The organism is Nocardioides gansuensis (assembly GCF_003076135.1).
In the GTDB taxonomy this organism is placed as follows: Bacteria; Actinomycetota; Actinomycetes; order Propionibacteriales; family Nocardioidaceae; genus Nocardioides; species Nocardioides gansuensis.
The window spans coordinates 23,745-38,303 of record NZ_QDGZ01000004.1; the positions used below are offsets into that span (position 1 = coordinate 23,745).

Sequence of the window (14,559 nt, forward strand, 5' to 3'; positions counted from 1 at the left end):
CAAGTCAGATGTGGACGACCGGGCAGGTCAGGGTGCGGGTGATGCCCTCGAGGGTCTGCACCCTCGAGACGACCAGCTTGCCGAGCTCGTCGACGTTGCGGGCCTCGGCGCGCACGATCACGTCGTAAGGACCGGTCACGTCCTCGGCGAGGGTGACGCCCTTGACCTGGGCGATGGCCTTGGCCACCTCGGCGGCCTTGCCGACATCGGTCTGGATCAGGATGTAGGCCTGGACGACCATCTGGACTCCCTCGATCTCGTGGATTGCGGACGCGGTCAACCTACCGTGTCGGCGACACGCGGGGGTAGGTGCCCGCAGGCTCCGGCCGGCCACCCCGTCTGGTGGGATGGGGCCATGCCCCTGCCCCCCGACGCGTCCCTGTCAGATGCCGGCGAGTTCGGCCTGATCGCCGAGCTCGAGACGCTCTTCCCGCAGGGCGAGCACGTGCTCGTCGGGCCAGGGGACGACGCCGCGGTGCTGCGCATCCGCAACGGCCACGTGGTGGTCTCCACCGACCTGATGGTGGAGGCCCGGCACTTCCGCCGCGACTGGGCGAGCGCCGAGGACGTCGGCCACCGGGCGGCCGCACAGAACCTCTCCGACATCAACGCGATGGGCGGCACCGCCCACTCGCTGACCGTCGGCCTCGCCGCGCCCGCGGACCTCCCCGCCCAGTGGGCGCTGGACTTCGCCCGCGGCTTCGCCGAGGAGTGCGCGCTCGTCGGTGCCAGCGTGGTCGGTGGCGACCTGACCCGCGCGGACGAGATCGTGATCGCGGTGACCGTGCTCGGGTCCTGCACGCAGGCCCCGGTCCTGCGCAGCGGCGCCCAGCCGGGCGACGTACTCGCCCTCCACGGCCGCCAGGGCTGGGCGGCCGGTGGCCTCGCGGTCCTGGGCCGGGGGTTCCGGTCGCCGCGCGTCCTGGTCGAGGCCTACCGCCGGCCGGAGCCGCCGTACGCGGCCGGCAGGCTGGCCGCCGAGGCCGGTGCCACGGCGATGATCGACATCTCCGACGGGCTGCTCGCCGAGGCGAGACACCTGGCCGAGGAGAGCGGCGTCGCGATCGACGTACGACGTGGCGCGTTCGCCGTGCCCGAGCCGCTCCAGGCCGTCGGAGCCGCGCTGGGCGCGGACCCGCTGCAGTTCATCCTCGGAGGGGGAGACGACCACGCCCTGCTCGCCACGTTCACGAGTGTCGCTGACGTGCCCGACGGCTGGCAGGTCGTCGGCGAGGTGGCCGAGGGCGAGGGCGTCACCGTCGACGGCGGGGACTACGAGGGCCCCACCGGCTGGACCCACTTCTGAGCTCGTCGCCGGATAGTCCGTGACGATCGGACCCTCCTGACCCGAGGATCAGGGTCCCTTCGTCACGGACTACCCCGACGGGCGACGAGGATGGCCCCGAAATGACGAAGGCCCCGTCGCCGAAGCGACGGGGCCTTGTCGGTGAAGCTCCGGCTCAGCGCGAGACCTTGCCGGCCTTCAGGCAGCCGGTGCACACGTTGAGGCGCTTGGGCGTGCCGTTCACGGTCGCCCGGACGCGCTGGATGTTGGGGTTGAAGCGACGCTTCGTGATCTTGCGCGACCAGGGACGGTTGTTGCCGAAGCCCGGCTTCTTGGCGCAGATGTCGCAGACGGCAGCCACCGTGCACTCCGATCCGTTCGAGGGTGTATGAGAATCGTGGTCCGCAGACTCAGTCCATGAGGGGCTGGCGCGGACAACCGCACAAGAGTATCCGAGCGACGGGCCACCGACGAAATCGAGCCCGCGGCGCCCGGGCGGCGCGGACTGCGGATCAGGATCGAGCCCGGAATGGCTAGGGTGGGCACTCGCTCTGGGGAGGGCACGACACTGGCAGGCAGGTCCATGATGCATGCACCGCGGGGGTCCCTTGGACTCGACTCCGTGCTGCGCTTCGTCGACGTGGCGACCGACGCGCTCGGCGCCGCGCGCGAGGAGATCGACGCGCTCAACGTCTATCCCGTGCCGGACGGCGACACCGGCACCAACATGTTCCTCACCGTCTCGGCGGCGCGCGACGCGATCCGCGAGGCGGTCGCGGCCGGCGCCGACCAGCCGACGGCCATGAAGACCCTCTCGCGGGGAGCGCTGCTGGGCGCCCGCGGCAACTCCGGGGTCATCCTCAGCCAGATGCTCGGCGCGTACGTCGCGCGGCTGGGCGAGGCCGCGCCCGACGAGCGCCATGCCGTGTCGGTCGCAGAGGCGATGCAGCGGGCCACCGACGCCAGCTATGCCGCCGTCGGGACGCCGGTGGAGGGCACCATCCTGACCGTCGCGCGGGCGGCCTCCGACGCGGCGATGGCGACCGCGCAGGACGACAAGGCGCGAGCCCGCGACGTCTTCGCCGCGGCCGCCGCCGCCGCGAGGGAGGCGCTGGCGCGCACGCCGACCCAGCTCAAGGTGCTGGCCGACGCGGGCGTCGTCGACGCCGGCGGCCGCGGCCTGGTGGTCGTGCTCGACGCCGCCGACACCACGTCGACCGGTCGGCGGCCGATGCCGGTCCCGGAGCCGTTCGGCACGCACCACATCCCGCTGCCCAGGGCGGGGGAGGACCTCACCGAGGACGGGCCGTCCTACGAGGTGATGTACCTCCTGGATGCCGAGGACGACGCCATCGCGCCCCTGAAGAAGGCCCTCGCGCCGCTGGGGGACAGCCTGGTCGTGGTCGGCGGCCAGGGCCTGTGGAACGTGCACGTGCACGTCGACGACGTCGGCGCCGCGATCGAGGCCGGGATCGAGGCTGGCCGCCCGCACCGCGTGCGCGTCACCCACTTCGCCGAGCAGGTGTCGGAGACCCGGCGCAAGCAGGCCACCCGCACCGGCCGCATGGTCGTCGCGGTCGCGGCTGGTCCCGGTCTCAAGGCCCTCTTCGAGGAGGCGGGCGCGGTGGTGGTCGAGGGCGGCCCCGGCAGCCGGCCGTCGACCGGCCAGCTCCTGGAGGCGATCACCCGCTGCGGCGCGGCCGAGGTCGTCGTGCTCCCCAACGACGCGGACTCCGTCAAGGTCGCCGAGATCGCCGCCCGCACCGCCGAGCAGGAGAGCGGCATCCGGGTCGAGGTCGTCCCGAGTACGGCGCAGGTGCAGGGCCTCGCCGCGATGGCCGTGCACGAGCCCGGTCGCACGTTCGACCAGGACGTCCGCGAGATGACCGCCACCGCTCGCCACGCCCGCCACGGCGCCGTCACCGTCGCCGCGAAGCAGGCCATCACGATGGCCGGCCCCTGCGAGCCGGGAGACGTCCTCGGCGTGGTCGCCGGCGACTTCGCCGTGGTCGGCCAGGACCTCGAGGCCGTCGCCCGCGAGGTGCTGGAGCGACTGCTCGGCGGCGGCGGCGAGCTGGTCACGATCGTGGCGGGGGAGGGTGGCGAGCAGCTGGCGGCCGCGTGCGCGGCGTACGTCGAGGATGCGCACGCGGCGGTCGACGTGATGGTCTACGACGGGGGCCAGGAGCGCTACCCGTTGCTGATGTCGGTGGAGTGAGGGGAGAGCCGTGGCCGCGATCACCCCGGACTCGCCTGTCGCGGCCGTCTTCGGGCGGTCCCACAAGAAGCGCAAGGCGGTCGAGGAGGGGCTCGGCATCCGCACGGTCGGCGAGCTGCTCCACCACTTCCCGCGCCGCTACGTCAACGCCACCGAGCTCTCCGACGTCGGGCGGCCGGTCGTGGGGGAGCAGGTCACGCTCGTCGGCGAGGTGGTCTCGAGCCGGGTCGCGCAGTTCTTCAGGGGCCGCAAGCCGCAGTACCGCACCGAGGTCAAGGTGCGCACCCTCGGCCCCGACTTCACCGTCTCCTTCTTCAGCCCCTACAAGGGGCAGGCGGAGAGCCGCGAGGCGGAGTTCAGCCCCGGCCGCCGCGTCGTGCTCACCGGCAAGGCCAAGCTCTTCGGCCGCACCTGGCAGCTCGACCAGCCGCACGGGTTCACCATCGGCGGCGAGGACGACACCAGCGGCCTGAGCAAGCTGATGCCGATCTACCCGCTCACCAGCGGGCTCTACAGCTGGGACCTCCAGCTCGTCATCCGCAGCGCGCTCGACCTGGTCACCGACGTGCGCGACCTGCTCACCCCGGCGCTGCGGCTGCGGCACGGGCTGATCGACACGATGACCGCGCTCAGGTGGATCCACGGACCCGACGACCACGAGCAGCTCGGGGCGGCACGCAAGCGCTTCCGCTTCGAGGAGGCACTCGTGCTCCAGCTCGTCCTCGCCCGCCGGCGGGCGGCGCTGCGCGAGCAGGGCGCGCAGGCGCGCACCGGCCGGCGGACGACAGGGGAGTGCGGCGACCTGCTGGCCGCCTTCGATGCGCGACTGCCGTTCGAGCTGACCAAGGGGCAGCGCGAGATCGGCGACCTCATCGAGGCCGAGCTGGGCCGTCCAGAGCCGATGAACCGGCTGCTCCAGGGCGAGGTCGGCTCGGGCAAGACCGTCGTCGCCCTGCGGGCGATGCTGCGCACCGTCGACTCCGGCGGCCAGGCGGTCCTGCTCGCCCCCACCGAGGTGCTCGCGCAGCAGCACCACCGCTCGATCACCGCGATGCTGGGCGACCTCGGCCAGGGCGGGATGCTCGGCGGTGCAGCGGATGCCACATCGGTGGTGTTGCTGACCGGCTCGATGGGGAAGACTGCCCGGGAGGCGACGCTCCAGCAGATCGCCAGCGGGGAGGCAGGAATCGTGATCGGCACTCACGCACTGCTCGAGCAGTCCGTGCAGTTCGCCGACCTCGGCCTGGTCGTCGTCGACGAGCAGCACCGCTTCGGTGTCGAGCAGCGCGCCGCCCTCACCGACAAGGCCGGCACCCCGCCCCACGTGCTCGTGATGACCGCGACCCCGATCCCGCGCACGGTCGCGATGACAGTCTTCGGCGACCTCGAGACCTCCGTGCTGGCCGAGCTGCCCGCCGGCCGCGCACCGATCCAGACCAACGTGGTGCCGCTCGCCGAGCACCCGGGCTGGATGACGCGGGTGTGGCAGCGCGTCCGTGAGGAGGTCGAGAAAGGCCACCAGGCCTACGTCGTGTGCCCCCGCATCAGCGGCGACACCCAGGAGGAGGGGGAGAGCGACCAGGTCGACCTCGACGACGAGGGTGACGAGCTGGCGGCCCCCCGCAAGCAGCTCGCCGCGGTCGAGGAGGTGCACGCCGAGCTGGCCGCCGGAGCCCTCCAGGGGCTGCGGGTCGAGATGCTGCACGGCCGGATGCCGGCCGACGCCAAGGACGCGGTCATGCGCGCCTTCGCAGCCGGGGACGTCGACGTACTCGTCTCCACCACCGTGATCGAGGTCGGTGTCGACGTCCACAACGCCACCACCATGGTGCTCCTCGACGCCGACCGCTTCGGCGTCTCCCAGCTCCACCAGCTGCGCGGACGGGTCGGCCGGGGCGGGCTGCCCGGGCTGTGCCTGCTCGTCTCCCACGCCGAGGCCGGCTCGCCGGCCCGCGAGCGGCTGGAGGCGGTCGCCTCGACGACCGACGGCTTCGAGCTCAGCCGGATCGACCTCGAGCAGCGCCGCGAGGGCGACGTCCTCGGCGCCAGCCAGAGCGGCTTCCGGTCCAGCCTCGTCACCCTCCGGGTGCTGCGCGACGAGGAGACCATCGTGATGGCGCGGCATGCGGCCGAGGAGCTGCTGGCTGACGACCCGACGCTGAGGTCCGCGCCCGCCCTGGCCCAGGCGGTCGCCGAGGTCGAGCGGTCCACCGCCTCGGACTACCTGGAGAAGACGTGACCCGCATCATCGGCGGGTCGGCAGGCGGCCGGCGGCTCGCCACGCCCAAGGGCTCGGCCACGCGGCCCACCAGCGACCGCGTCCGTGAGGCGCTCTTCTCCGCGATCGAGTCGTGGTGCGGCTCGCTCTCCGGCCTGCGGTTCCTCGACCTGTACGCCGGGTCCGGCGCGGTGGGCCTCGAGGCCTGGTCGCGGGGTGCCGGCGTGGTCACGCTGGTCGAGCAGGACCGCCGCACCTCGGCGATGATCGCCAGGAACGCCGAGTCGCTCGGCTTCGGCCGCGCCAACGTGGTCGCTGCGTCCGTCGCCACCACGCTCTCGACACCGCCGGCCGCGCCGTACGACGTCGTCTTCATGGACCCGCCCTACCCGATCCGGGGGGAGCAGGTCACCGCCGACCTAACGGCGCTGGTCGCGCAGCAGTGGCTGGTGCCCGGCGCGCTGGTCGTCGTCGAGCGGTCCTCCCGCGGTCCCGGGCTGGTGTGGCCCGAGGGGCTGACGGGCGCGCGGAGCCGCAGGTACGGCGAGACCATGCTTTGGTACGGTCACGCAGCCCCTGAGAGCCCGCTCGACACCCCCATCGACCCCGAGGAGTGAGGCCCGTGCGCCGAGCCGTCTGCCCCGGTTCGTTCGACCCGGTCACCAACGGTCACCTCGATATCATCCGCCGGGCCGCCGGACTGTTCGACGAGGTCGTCGTGGCCACCGGCGTGAACGTCTCCAAGAGCCGGCTCTTCGGCCCGCAGGAGCGGCTCGAGATGCTCGCCGCGGCGACCGCAGGCCTGGACAACGTGCGGGTCGAGGGCTTCTCCGGCCTGATCGTGGACTTCTGCCGCGAGATCGGGGCCGTGGCCATCGTCAAGGGGCTGCGCGGGGCGACAGACTACGAGTACGAGCTCCCGATGGCGCAGATGAACTCCCACCTCACCGGCATCGAGACGGTCTTCCTGCCCGGTGCGGTGCACAACGCCTTCGTGTCCTCCAGCCTGATCCGCGAGGTCGCGGCCTTCGGGGGTGACATCTCCGGACTCGTGCCCGAGTTCGTCCGCGAGCGGCTGCTCGCGCGGCTGGCCGAGAAATCGGGCTGAGCCGCCGCCTCGAACCCATTCCGCCTCACCCTGGCGTCGGCAGTTCGTCGACCGTTGGGCCCGATCCACGCTCACCTCGTCGCCGCGCGGGCCGAACTGCCGATACCAGGTCATTGTTCGGCCATGGGACGCCGTACGTCCGGCGGGGCAGCGTGGCGACTGAGCCGTTTTGCTCCGTCCTCCCCGCGCCCGTTACGATTCACCGGTTCTGTTTGTGTCCGGACCTGAGGTGACGCGTTGACCAGCCTGGACCCGAGGGCGCCGCTCGTGCTCGACACTCGCGAGCTCGGCCGCCGCCCGGGGTCCCAGCGAGACGTGGAGCTGACTGTTCCGGCGCCGGCAGATCTTGGCATCGAAGTCCTCTCTGTCCCCGAAGGGTCGCCGGTCGAGCTCGACCTGCGCCTCGAGGCGGTCATGGAGGGCGTGCTGGTCACCGGCACGGCCCAGGCCGAGCTGGTAGGCGAATGCGCACGGTGCCTGGAGCCGATCGACGACCAGATCGACGTCCGGTTCCAGGAGCTGTTCGTGTACGACGACGTCCGGCACGACGACTCCGACGAGGAGCTCGACGACGAAGCCAGCCGGCTCGAGGGAGACCTGCTCGACCTCGAGCCACTGCTGCGGGACGCGGTCGTGCTTGCACTGCCGTTCCAGCCGCTGTGCCAGGACGACTGTCCCGGGTTGTGCGTCGAGTGTGGCGCCCGCCTGGCAGACGACCCGGGACACTCGCACGAGGAGCCGATCGACCCGCGCTGGGCCGGCCTGCAGGCCTTGAAGCAAGACCCCCAAGACTCAAACCCCGAGTAGTAGGAGAAAAACCGTGGCTGTCCCGAAGCGGAAGATGTCGCGCAGCAACACGCGCCACCGCCGGTCGCAGTGGAAGGCGTCGCTGCCCCAGCTGGTGACCTGCGCCAACCCCGCCTGCGGCGCCAAGCACCTCCCGCACCGTGCGTGCGGCGAGTGCGGCCAGTACGGCGCGCGCGCCGACCGCCGCCAGGTCCTCTGAGCCTGCCCTGACCGGCCCGGCCCTGGCCATGCAGAAGCTGCGCGAGGAGCTCGGTGATCCCACGCTGGATCCCGAGCTCCTCGAGCGCGCCCTGACCCACCGTTCCTGGGCCTACGAGAACGGCGGCGTCCCCACCAACGAGCGTCTCGAGTTCCTCGGCGACTCCGTCCTCGGCGTCGTCGTCACCGAGACGCTCTACCGCACCCACCCCACCCTCTCCGAGGGCCGGCTCGCCAAGCTGCGCGCCGCCGTCGTCAATGCCCGGGCGCTGGCCGAGGTGGCCCGCCAGATCGGGCTCGGCGAGCACATCAAGCTCGGCCGCGGCGAGGAGTCGACGGGCGGGCGCGACAAGGCCTCGATCCTCTCCGACACGGTCGAGGCGCTCATCGGTGCCATCCACCTCTCCGGCGGCATCGAGGAGTCCAGCGCGGTCGTGCACCGGCTCTTCGACCCGCTGATGGAGGCCGCCGCGTCGCTCGGCGCCGGCCTCGACTGGAAGACCTCCCTCCAGGAGCTCTCCGCCTCGCTCGGCCTCGGCGTCCCCGAGTACGTCATCGAGGACGAGGGCCCCGACCACATGAAGACCTTCGTGGCCCGCGTGCGCGTCGGTGGCAACCTCTACGGCCAGGGCGGCGGTCGCTCCAAGAAGGAAGCCGAGCAGGGCGCCGCCGAGACGGCCTACCAGGAGATCCGGGCGGCGCACGCCCAGGTCGCCGACCCCGCCGCGGCCGCGGTCGACCCCACCTCGCCCCACGCCTGAGCGGGCAGCCGTGCCCGAGCTCCCCGAGGTCGAGGTCGTCCGCGCCGGCCTCGAACGCCACGTCACCGGTGCGACCTTCACGTCCGTCGAGGTGCTGCACCCGCGCCCGCTGCGGCGCGACCCCCGCGGGTCGACGGGCTTCGTCGCCGCGCTCGTCGGACGCCGCGTGGTCGGCGTACGTCGCCGGGGGAAGTACTTCTGGCTCGCGCTCGACACCGGAGATGCTCTCCTGGGCCACCTCGGGATGAGCGGGCAGATGCTCGTGCAGCCGGTGGGCGCGCCCGAGGAGCGGCACCTGCGGGTGCGGTTCGGTCTCGACTTCGCTCGACCGGCCGCGGATGCCGGGCTCGAGCTGAGGTTCGTCGACCAGCGGATGTTCGGCGGCCTGCTGGTCTCCACCGGCGGGGCCGAGCTGCCGTCGGAGATCGCGCACATCGCCCGCGACCCCCTCGACCCCGAGTGGGACGAGGCGGAGGTGGTGCGGCGCGTACGACGCCGGGCCTCAGGCATCAAGCGCCAGCTGCTCGACCAGACGCTGGTCTCCGGAGTCGGCAACATCTACGCGGACGAGGCCCTGTGGCGGGCCGGGATCCACGGCGAGCGGCCGGGGGACCGGCTCACCGCCGCGCAGGTGCGCGAGCTGCTCGGCCACGTGCGCGACGTGATGAACCACGCCCTCGTCCAGGGCGGCACGTCCTTCGACGCGCTCTACGTCAACGTCAACGGAGAGTCCGGCTACTTCGACCGCTCCCTGCACGCCTACGGCCGCGAGGGGGAGCCGTGCGACCGGTGCGGGACGCCGGTCCGTCGGGTGGCCTTCATGAACCGGTCGTCGTTCTTCTGCCCGACGTGCCAGCGGCCACCCCGCAGGCGGGCCGCGCGGACTTGACCCTGCAGGGGCACGGTGGGACTCTTGAAGACGGCCCCGATGAACGGGCACGCCCTCTCCACATCTCGAAAGGCTCCTCCATGGCCAAGGCGCTGATCGGCTACCTGAACAGCGACCTGCGCACCCCCGCTCACATCTCCGCCGAGAACCATCGGCTCCGCATGCGCGTGGGTGAGCTCGAGTCCCTCGTCCTCCGCCTCCAGGCCGAGAACGACCGCCTCACCAAAGCCCGGGCTTCGACACTGCTCGACCGCGACACCCGTGACGCGGACCGGGTCGAGGAGATGCTCCCTGCCTGAGTGACCTCCGACGCTGGTGCGTCGTTGACGGACCATGCGTCCTTCCTGCGCGCCCTCACGGGCCCTCCGGCTGTCCGTGGCGTCCACCTCGCTCGGCCTCGTCACCCTCCTCGCTGCCGCCCCGCCGGCCGCAGCCCACGGCGAGCGTGAGCGCGCCGAGCGGATGGCCAGTGAGCACGCCGCGGGCATGAGCGTCCCGCTGGTGACCTCACCCAACATCGACCTGGTGGCCAGCCGCCCCGGCTCGGCCGGGATCTCCGGGTGCTTCATGAAGAGCGCGCCCGTGTTCGTGATGTCCAGCCTCGACTCGGTGAAGGTCTTCGACATCACCGACCCGACCCGGCCGACGGTCGTCGGGGCGATGCCGAGCGCCCAGTTCGAGAACGAGGCGATGCAGTGCGGGGAGCGCAAGGTCAGCCGCACCCGCACCGAGCGGTTCGCCCTGATCGGCGTCGACCTCCACCAGGCGTCACCCGACGACCTCGAGCACGTCAACGCCGGCGACGGCCAGGAGCTCGTGGTCGTCGACGTCACCGACCCGGCCAACCCCCACATCCGCTCGCGGGTCCCGGGGACCACCAGCACGCACACGGTGACCTGCATCGACGACACCGACTGCCGCTACGCCTACTCGGCCGGCTCCAACCGCGGCGGCCTCGGGAAGTTCTCCATCTTCGACCTCACCGACCTCGACCACCCCGTCGAGGTCGACAGCGACCCCGCGACGGCCGGCACCCAGCCGTTCCGCTCCGACGCCGTCGGCTGGGGCGGCCACAAGTGGAACGTCGACGGCGCCGGCTTCGCCACCCACACCGGCGCGGGCGGCTCCTACGTCTTCGACGTGAGCGACCCGACCCGCCCCGTCGAGGTCGCCAACACCGGTGCTGCGGGCGACAACGCCCGCGAGGGCGCGAAGAACGAGCTCAACAACTTCATCCACCACAACAGCTTCCGGCCCAACGCCTCGGCCTTCCGTCCCGCCGCGGCCCCGTCGCTGGCGAACGGCAACATCCTGCTCGTCACCGAGGAGGACTACGAGGACCCCGACTGCGCCACGGCCGGCTCGTTCCAGACCTGGCACGTCAAGCGGCTCGACGGCTCCGACGGCTCGATCGTCCCGCTGGCCAGGCTCGAGCTCGCCGACCTGGGCACGTTCCCGGTGCCGGCCGACGCCTTCTGCTCGGCCCACTGGTTCGACTACCACCCGTCCGGGCTGGTCGCCATCGGCTACTACGGCGGCGGCACCCAGCTCATCGACGTGAGCGACCCGACTGCGCCGAAGAGCCACGGCCACGCCGCCTGGGGCGCTTCCGAGGTCTGGGACGCGATGTGGGTGCCCGTCTACAACAAGGCCGGCATCGCGACCGGCAGGCGCACCAACCTCGTCTACTCCATCGACCTGGTCCGCGGCCTGGACGTCTACTCCGTCGACGTCCCCGGGGACGGCCTCGGCTCGCTGCCGTCGGTGGGCCTGAGCACGTCGCTGTCGGGCGTGCCCGTCGCGGTCGTCGGCGGGGGAGCTCTCGCCGCGCTGCTGCTCTATCGGAGGCGGCGTACGTCCTCGTAAACCCGGTGCCCGGCCGGTGGGGAGACAGATAGCCTCCTGAGCTTGTGAGCCTGCTCGTCGACACCGTCTTCCCGCCCCGACTCGGGCGCGGCTTCCGGTGGCTGGTGGCGAGCTCCTGGGTGACCAACATCGGCGACGGGCTGATGTTCGCAGCGGGGCCGCTGCTCGTCGCCTCGCAGACCCGCAACCCGGTGCTCGTCGCCGCCGCGGCGATGTCCTTCCAGCTGCCGTGGCTGCTCTTCGGCCTGATCGCGGGCGCGCTCGCCGACCGGCTGGACCGCCGGGTCGTGGTGATGGTGATGAACGCCGTCCGCGCCGGCGTCCTGGTGCTCCTGTGCACCGTGATTCTCAGCGGGCACGTCAACATCTGGGTGGTGATGGGGGCGATGTTCGCCCTCGGGGTGGCCGAGGTCTTCGCCGACACCACGACCGGGACGCTGCTGCCGATGCTCGTGGAGAAGCCGGACCTCGGCGTCGCGCAGGCCCGCATCCAGGCCGGCTTCATCACGGCCAACCAGCTCGTGGGTCCGGCCCTGGGCGCCGCGCTCTTCGCGGTCGGCACGGCGGTGCCGTTCGTGCTGCAGGCCGTCTGCGTGGCGCTCGGCGTCCTCCTGGTGGCTCGGATCGGTACTCCGCGGGGCGCGGTCCGCGAGTCGGTGGAGACCCATGTCCGGCAGGACATCGTCGAGGGCGTGCGCTGGATCGCGCACCACCGCCCGGTGCGGACCCTGGCACTGGTGATCGTCACCTTCAACGTCACCTGGGCCGCCCCCTGGTCGGTGCTCGTGCTGTGGACGCTCGAGCGCCTGGACGCCGGCGAGGCCGGCTTCGGCCTGCTGATGACGACCTCGGCGGTGGGCGGCCTGCTCGGCACCCTGTCCTTCGGGTGGCTGGAGAAGCGGGTGCCGCTCGCGGCGCTGATGCGCGCGGTACTCCTCTGCGAGGTGGTCTTCCACCTCGCGATGGCCTTCACGACCGCCTACCCGTTCGCGCTCGGCCTGATGTTCTTCTTCGGTGCCTACGCCTTCATCTGGGGCACCCTGTCGAACGCCGTGCGGCAGCGGGCCGTGCCCTCGGAGTTCCAGGGGCGCGTCGGCTCGGTCTACATGATCTGCGTGATGGGCGGCATGCTGCTGGGCTCGCTGCTCGGCGGGCTGATCGCCGGCCAGTGGGGCATCTCGGCGCCCTGGTGGTTCGCGTTCGTCGGCTCGGGCTTCACCCTCGTGCTGGTGTGGCGCGAGCTCGGCCACGTCGCCCACGCCGACGAGGCGACCCAGGCCGCCACGGCGTGAGTCGCCCCGTCGGAACCCCCGGGTGCCCGGGTCAACCGTCCCAGCCCGCGCGCAGCTCGGTCAGCCGGAAGCTGTTGCCGGATGGGTCGCGGAAGCCGCAGTCCACGCCGTACGGCGTGTCCTCGGGCTCCTGGACGAACTCGACGCCGCGCGCGAGGAGCTCCTCGTAGTCGCGACGGCAGTCGTCGGTGGTGAAGAAGACCGTGCCGGCGAAGCCCTTGCCCATCAGGTCGGCGATCTGGTCGGTCAGCGACTGGTCGACCATCGGCGGGCCCGGGATGGCCATCAGCACCAGGCCGATGTTGCCCGAGCCGGGGAAGCCCACCTTGAGCCAGCGGAAGTTGCCCATCTCCGGGACCGTGACGTCCTCCAGGACCTCGCAGCCGAGCTTCTCGGTGTAGAACTTCAGCGCCTCGTCCTGGTCGTGGACCCAGACCTGCGCGCTGTCGACGGTGATGTTCATGGTGACTCCTCGGTTGCTGTGGACTGTGAGGACGAGTCAACCGGCGCGACCTGTGGCGCGTCTTCTCGAAACGTGCGCACCTGCGGGCGGGCCACCTGGCGTACGACACATCCGGGGAGCCGGGCGAGCCGGCTGGCCGGGGGATGGGCCTCGCGATACTCCGTCGGCGTCCTGCCGTACATCCGCCGGAACGAGGTCGTGAAGGATCCGATGCTCGAGAGGCCGACGCTCGTGCAGATCCGCGCGACGGACCAGTCGGTGTTGCGCAGCAGCGACGCGGCCCGCTCGAGGCGGCGGGTCAGCAGGTACTGGTGCGGCGACTCGCCGTACGCCGCCTTGAACTCCCGGCTGAAGTGGGCGGGGGAGAGCCGCGCCGCCTCCGCCATGTCGGCCACCGTGATGGGCTCGGCGTAGTGGGCGTCGACGAGCTCACGCGCGCGCAGCAGGTAGCGGCTCGGGGGGAGGCTGACCACGACGCGAGTGTGGCACTAGGGACGGGCCAGCGTGCAGCGGACCTCGGTCCGGAACGACAGGGAGCCGTCGCGCTGGCGCTCCGTGAGCACGGCGTCCACGCGGCGGCGTACGTCGTCGAGGTTGCCTGCGGCCTCGAGCTGCTCCAGCAGGTGGCGCTGTCCATGCGACCACGACCAGGCCCACCAGTGGTCCGGGTCGCGGAAGGGCACCTCGACCAGGAACGCGCTGGTGTCGGCCCGGGTGAAGCCGTGCTCCTCCAGGAATGCGTGCTGGGCGTCCACCGAGGAGAACGGGCCGGCCTTGGCGATGTCGGGCGGCCGCCGGTCCTCGGGGATGCCGTCGCGCAGCAGTCGCTGGATGTCGCTCCATGACTCGTCGCCCTGCCCGAACCACGTGTAGCCCAGCCGTCCACCGGGCGCCAGGACCTCGCGGTAGCAGTCGAGGGCGGCCGGCAGCCCGGGCAGGAAGAAGAGCACCAGGCTGGCCTGCACCACGTCCCACGGACCCTCGGGTGGCTGCTCCGCGTCGCCGAGCTCGACCGTGAGCCAGGGAAGGTCCGCCGCCTGCTCCTGCAGGCCGGCGACCATCGTCGGGGCGAGGTCGGTGGCGACCACGCGCCCGGTCGGCCCGACCGCACGGGCCGCGGGCAGCGCCGAGGCGCCGCGGCCGCATCCGAGGTCGAGGACGCGCTCACCCGCGGCGGGCGCCGTGCGGCGTACGAGCTCCTCCCCGATCCGGCTGAAGAAGTCGACACCGACCTGGTCGTACGTCGCGGCGGCGCGGTCGAAGACGCCGGTGATCCCGGCCTTCAGCTGCTCGGGAGTGGGGGCGGTCATGAACGGATCGTGGCAGGCGGGCCACGCGCGGGGAAGAGGTCCACGGATGTGGGCCCTCACGCGGTTAGGGTGACCCTGCTGAGCCTTCCCCCGGCGTCCCTTGCGAGGATGCCGCGTTCAGACGTTGTCGACCGCGCGACCCGG

Annotated in this window: 17 protein-coding genes; 12 read left to right on the forward strand and 5 right to left on the reverse strand. The window is 72.1% G+C overall.

Going from position 1 to position 14,559, the window contains the following annotated elements:
• Positions 1 to 4: 4 nt before the first annotated feature.
• Positions 5 to 241, reverse strand: coding sequence for an Lrp/AsnC family transcriptional regulator (locus DDE18_RS09610; protein WP_116572055.1), 237 nt, complete (start codon positions 239 to 241; stop codon positions 5 to 7).
• Between the two features lie 114 nt (positions 242 to 355).
• Between DDE18_RS09610 and DDE18_RS09615 the strand changes: the two genes are divergently transcribed.
• A complete protein-coding gene (locus DDE18_RS09615) occupies positions 356 to 1,306 on the forward strand; it encodes a thiamine-phosphate kinase (protein WP_116572056.1) in 951 nt (316 codons plus the stop codon).
• Between the two features lie 154 nt (positions 1,307 to 1,460).
• Here the strand turns inward: DDE18_RS09615 and rpmB are convergent, their stop codons facing one another.
• Positions 1,461 to 1,646: a 50S ribosomal protein L28 gene (gene rpmB / locus DDE18_RS09620; protein WP_056602600.1), complete on the reverse strand. Its 186-nt coding sequence runs from the start codon at positions 1,644 to 1,646 to the stop codon at positions 1,461 to 1,463.
• A gap of 261 nt (positions 1,647 to 1,907) precedes the next feature.
• On the opposite strand from rpmB, the gene DDE18_RS09625 reads away from it, so the two are divergent.
• The 11 genes from DDE18_RS09625 to DDE18_RS09675 all read left to right on the forward strand — a co-directional run bounded on the left by DDE18_RS09625 (position 1,908) and on the right by DDE18_RS09675 (position 12,642).
• Positions 1,908 to 3,503 (forward strand): DAK2 domain-containing protein, encoded by a 1,596-nt coding sequence (locus DDE18_RS09625; protein WP_342748925.1) that lies wholly within the window; start codon positions 1,908 to 1,910, stop codon positions 3,501 to 3,503.
• A gap of 10 nt (positions 3,504 to 3,513) precedes the next feature.
• A complete protein-coding gene (locus tag DDE18_RS09630; protein ID WP_116572057.1) occupies positions 3,514 to 5,742 on the forward strand; it encodes an ATP-dependent DNA helicase RecG in 2,229 nt (742 codons plus the stop codon).
• The gene (gene rsmD, locus DDE18_RS09635) at positions 5,739 to 6,338 is read left to right on the forward strand and encodes a 16S rRNA (guanine(966)-N(2))-methyltransferase RsmD (protein WP_116572058.1); all 600 of its coding nucleotides are present in this window, start codon (positions 5,739 to 5,741) and stop codon (positions 6,336 to 6,338) included. The genes DDE18_RS09630 and rsmD overlap by 4 nt, the downstream gene beginning before the upstream one ends.
• 5 nt (positions 6,339 to 6,343) lie before the next feature.
• Complete coding sequence (gene coaD / locus DDE18_RS09640; RefSeq protein WP_116572059.1) at positions 6,344 to 6,829, forward strand: pantetheine-phosphate adenylyltransferase; 486 nt, start codon at positions 6,344 to 6,346, stop codon at positions 6,827 to 6,829.
• Positions 6,830 to 7,066: 237 nt separating this feature from the next.
• Positions 7,067 to 7,636 carry a YceD family protein gene (locus DDE18_RS09645; protein WP_116572060.1) on the forward strand — a complete coding sequence of 190 codons (570 nt, stop codon included), beginning with the start codon at positions 7,067 to 7,069 and terminating at the stop codon, positions 7,634 to 7,636.
• A gap of 13 nt (positions 7,637 to 7,649) precedes the next feature.
• Positions 7,650 to 7,835: a 50S ribosomal protein L32 gene (gene rpmF, locus DDE18_RS09650; protein WP_116572061.1), complete on the forward strand. Its 186-nt coding sequence runs from the start codon at positions 7,650 to 7,652 to the stop codon at positions 7,833 to 7,835.
• Between the two features lie 28 nt (positions 7,836 to 7,863).
• Positions 7,864 to 8,595, forward strand: coding sequence for a ribonuclease III (gene rnc / locus DDE18_RS09655; RefSeq protein WP_116572062.1), 732 nt, complete (start codon positions 7,864 to 7,866; stop codon positions 8,593 to 8,595).
• A gap of 10 nt (positions 8,596 to 8,605) precedes the next feature.
• Positions 8,606 to 9,484 (forward strand): bifunctional DNA-formamidopyrimidine glycosylase/DNA-(apurinic or apyrimidinic site) lyase, encoded by an 879-nt coding sequence (gene mutM, locus DDE18_RS09660; RefSeq protein ID WP_116572063.1) that lies wholly within the window; start codon positions 8,606 to 8,608, stop codon positions 9,482 to 9,484.
• 80 nt (positions 9,485 to 9,564) lie between these two features.
• Entirely contained in the window at positions 9,565 to 9,783 is a 219-nt protein-coding gene (locus DDE18_RS09665) for a hypothetical protein (protein ID WP_116572064.1), read from the forward strand.
• Between the two features lie 76 nt (positions 9,784 to 9,859).
• The gene (locus tag DDE18_RS09670) at positions 9,860 to 11,350 is read left to right on the forward strand and encodes an LVIVD repeat-containing protein (protein ID WP_165821111.1); all 1,491 of its coding nucleotides are present in this window, start codon (positions 9,860 to 9,862) and stop codon (positions 11,348 to 11,350) included.
• A 44-nt stretch (positions 11,351 to 11,394) separates the two neighbouring features.
• On the forward strand, positions 11,395 to 12,642 hold the full coding sequence (locus tag DDE18_RS09675; RefSeq protein ID WP_116572066.1) for an MFS transporter: 1,248 nt from the start codon (positions 11,395 to 11,397) through the stop codon (positions 12,640 to 12,642).
• A 31-nt stretch (positions 12,643 to 12,673) separates the two neighbouring features.
• Here DDE18_RS09675 and DDE18_RS09680 read toward each other — a convergent pair whose 3' ends face one another.
• The 3 genes from DDE18_RS09680 to DDE18_RS09690 are packed head-to-tail and all read right to left on the reverse strand — an operon-like array spanning position 12,674 to position 14,415.
• Positions 12,674 to 13,105, reverse strand: coding sequence for a VOC family protein (locus DDE18_RS09680; RefSeq protein ID WP_116572067.1), 432 nt, complete (start codon positions 13,103 to 13,105; stop codon positions 12,674 to 12,676).
• A complete protein-coding gene (locus DDE18_RS09685) occupies positions 13,102 to 13,578 on the reverse strand; it encodes a helix-turn-helix domain-containing protein (RefSeq protein WP_116572068.1) in 477 nt (158 codons plus the stop codon). Before DDE18_RS09685 ends, DDE18_RS09680 begins: the two co-directional genes overlap by 4 nt.
• A gap of 15 nt (positions 13,579 to 13,593) precedes the next feature.
• Positions 13,594 to 14,415: a class I SAM-dependent methyltransferase gene (locus tag DDE18_RS09690; protein WP_116572069.1), complete on the reverse strand. Its 822-nt coding sequence runs from the start codon at positions 14,413 to 14,415 to the stop codon at positions 13,594 to 13,596.
• Positions 14,416 to 14,559 lie beyond the last annotated feature (144 nt).

Excerpts from the sequence above, each read along its gene's own strand:
- DDE18_RS09610 (WP_116572055.1), bottom strand. The coding sequence starts at position 241 with ATGGTCGTCCAGGCCTACATCCTGATCCAGACCGATGTCGGCAAGGCC.
- DDE18_RS09665 (WP_116572064.1), top strand. The coding sequence starts at position 9,565 with ATGGCCAAGGCGCTGATCGGCTACCTGAACAGCGACCTGCGCACCCCC.
- DDE18_RS09690 (WP_116572069.1), bottom strand. The coding sequence starts at position 14,415 with ATGACCGCCCCCACTCCCGAGCAGCTGAAGGCCGGGATCACCGGCGTC.
- rnc (WP_116572062.1), top strand. The coding sequence starts at position 7,864 with ATGCAGAAGCTGCGCGAGGAGCTCGGTGATCCCACGCTGGATCCCGAG.
- DDE18_RS09680 (WP_116572067.1), bottom strand. The coding sequence starts at position 13,105 with ATGAACATCACCGTCGACAGCGCGCAGGTCTGGGTCCACGACCAGGAC.
- DDE18_RS09615 (WP_116572056.1), top strand. The coding sequence starts at position 356 with ATGCCCCTGCCCCCCGACGCGTCCCTGTCAGATGCCGGCGAGTTCGGC.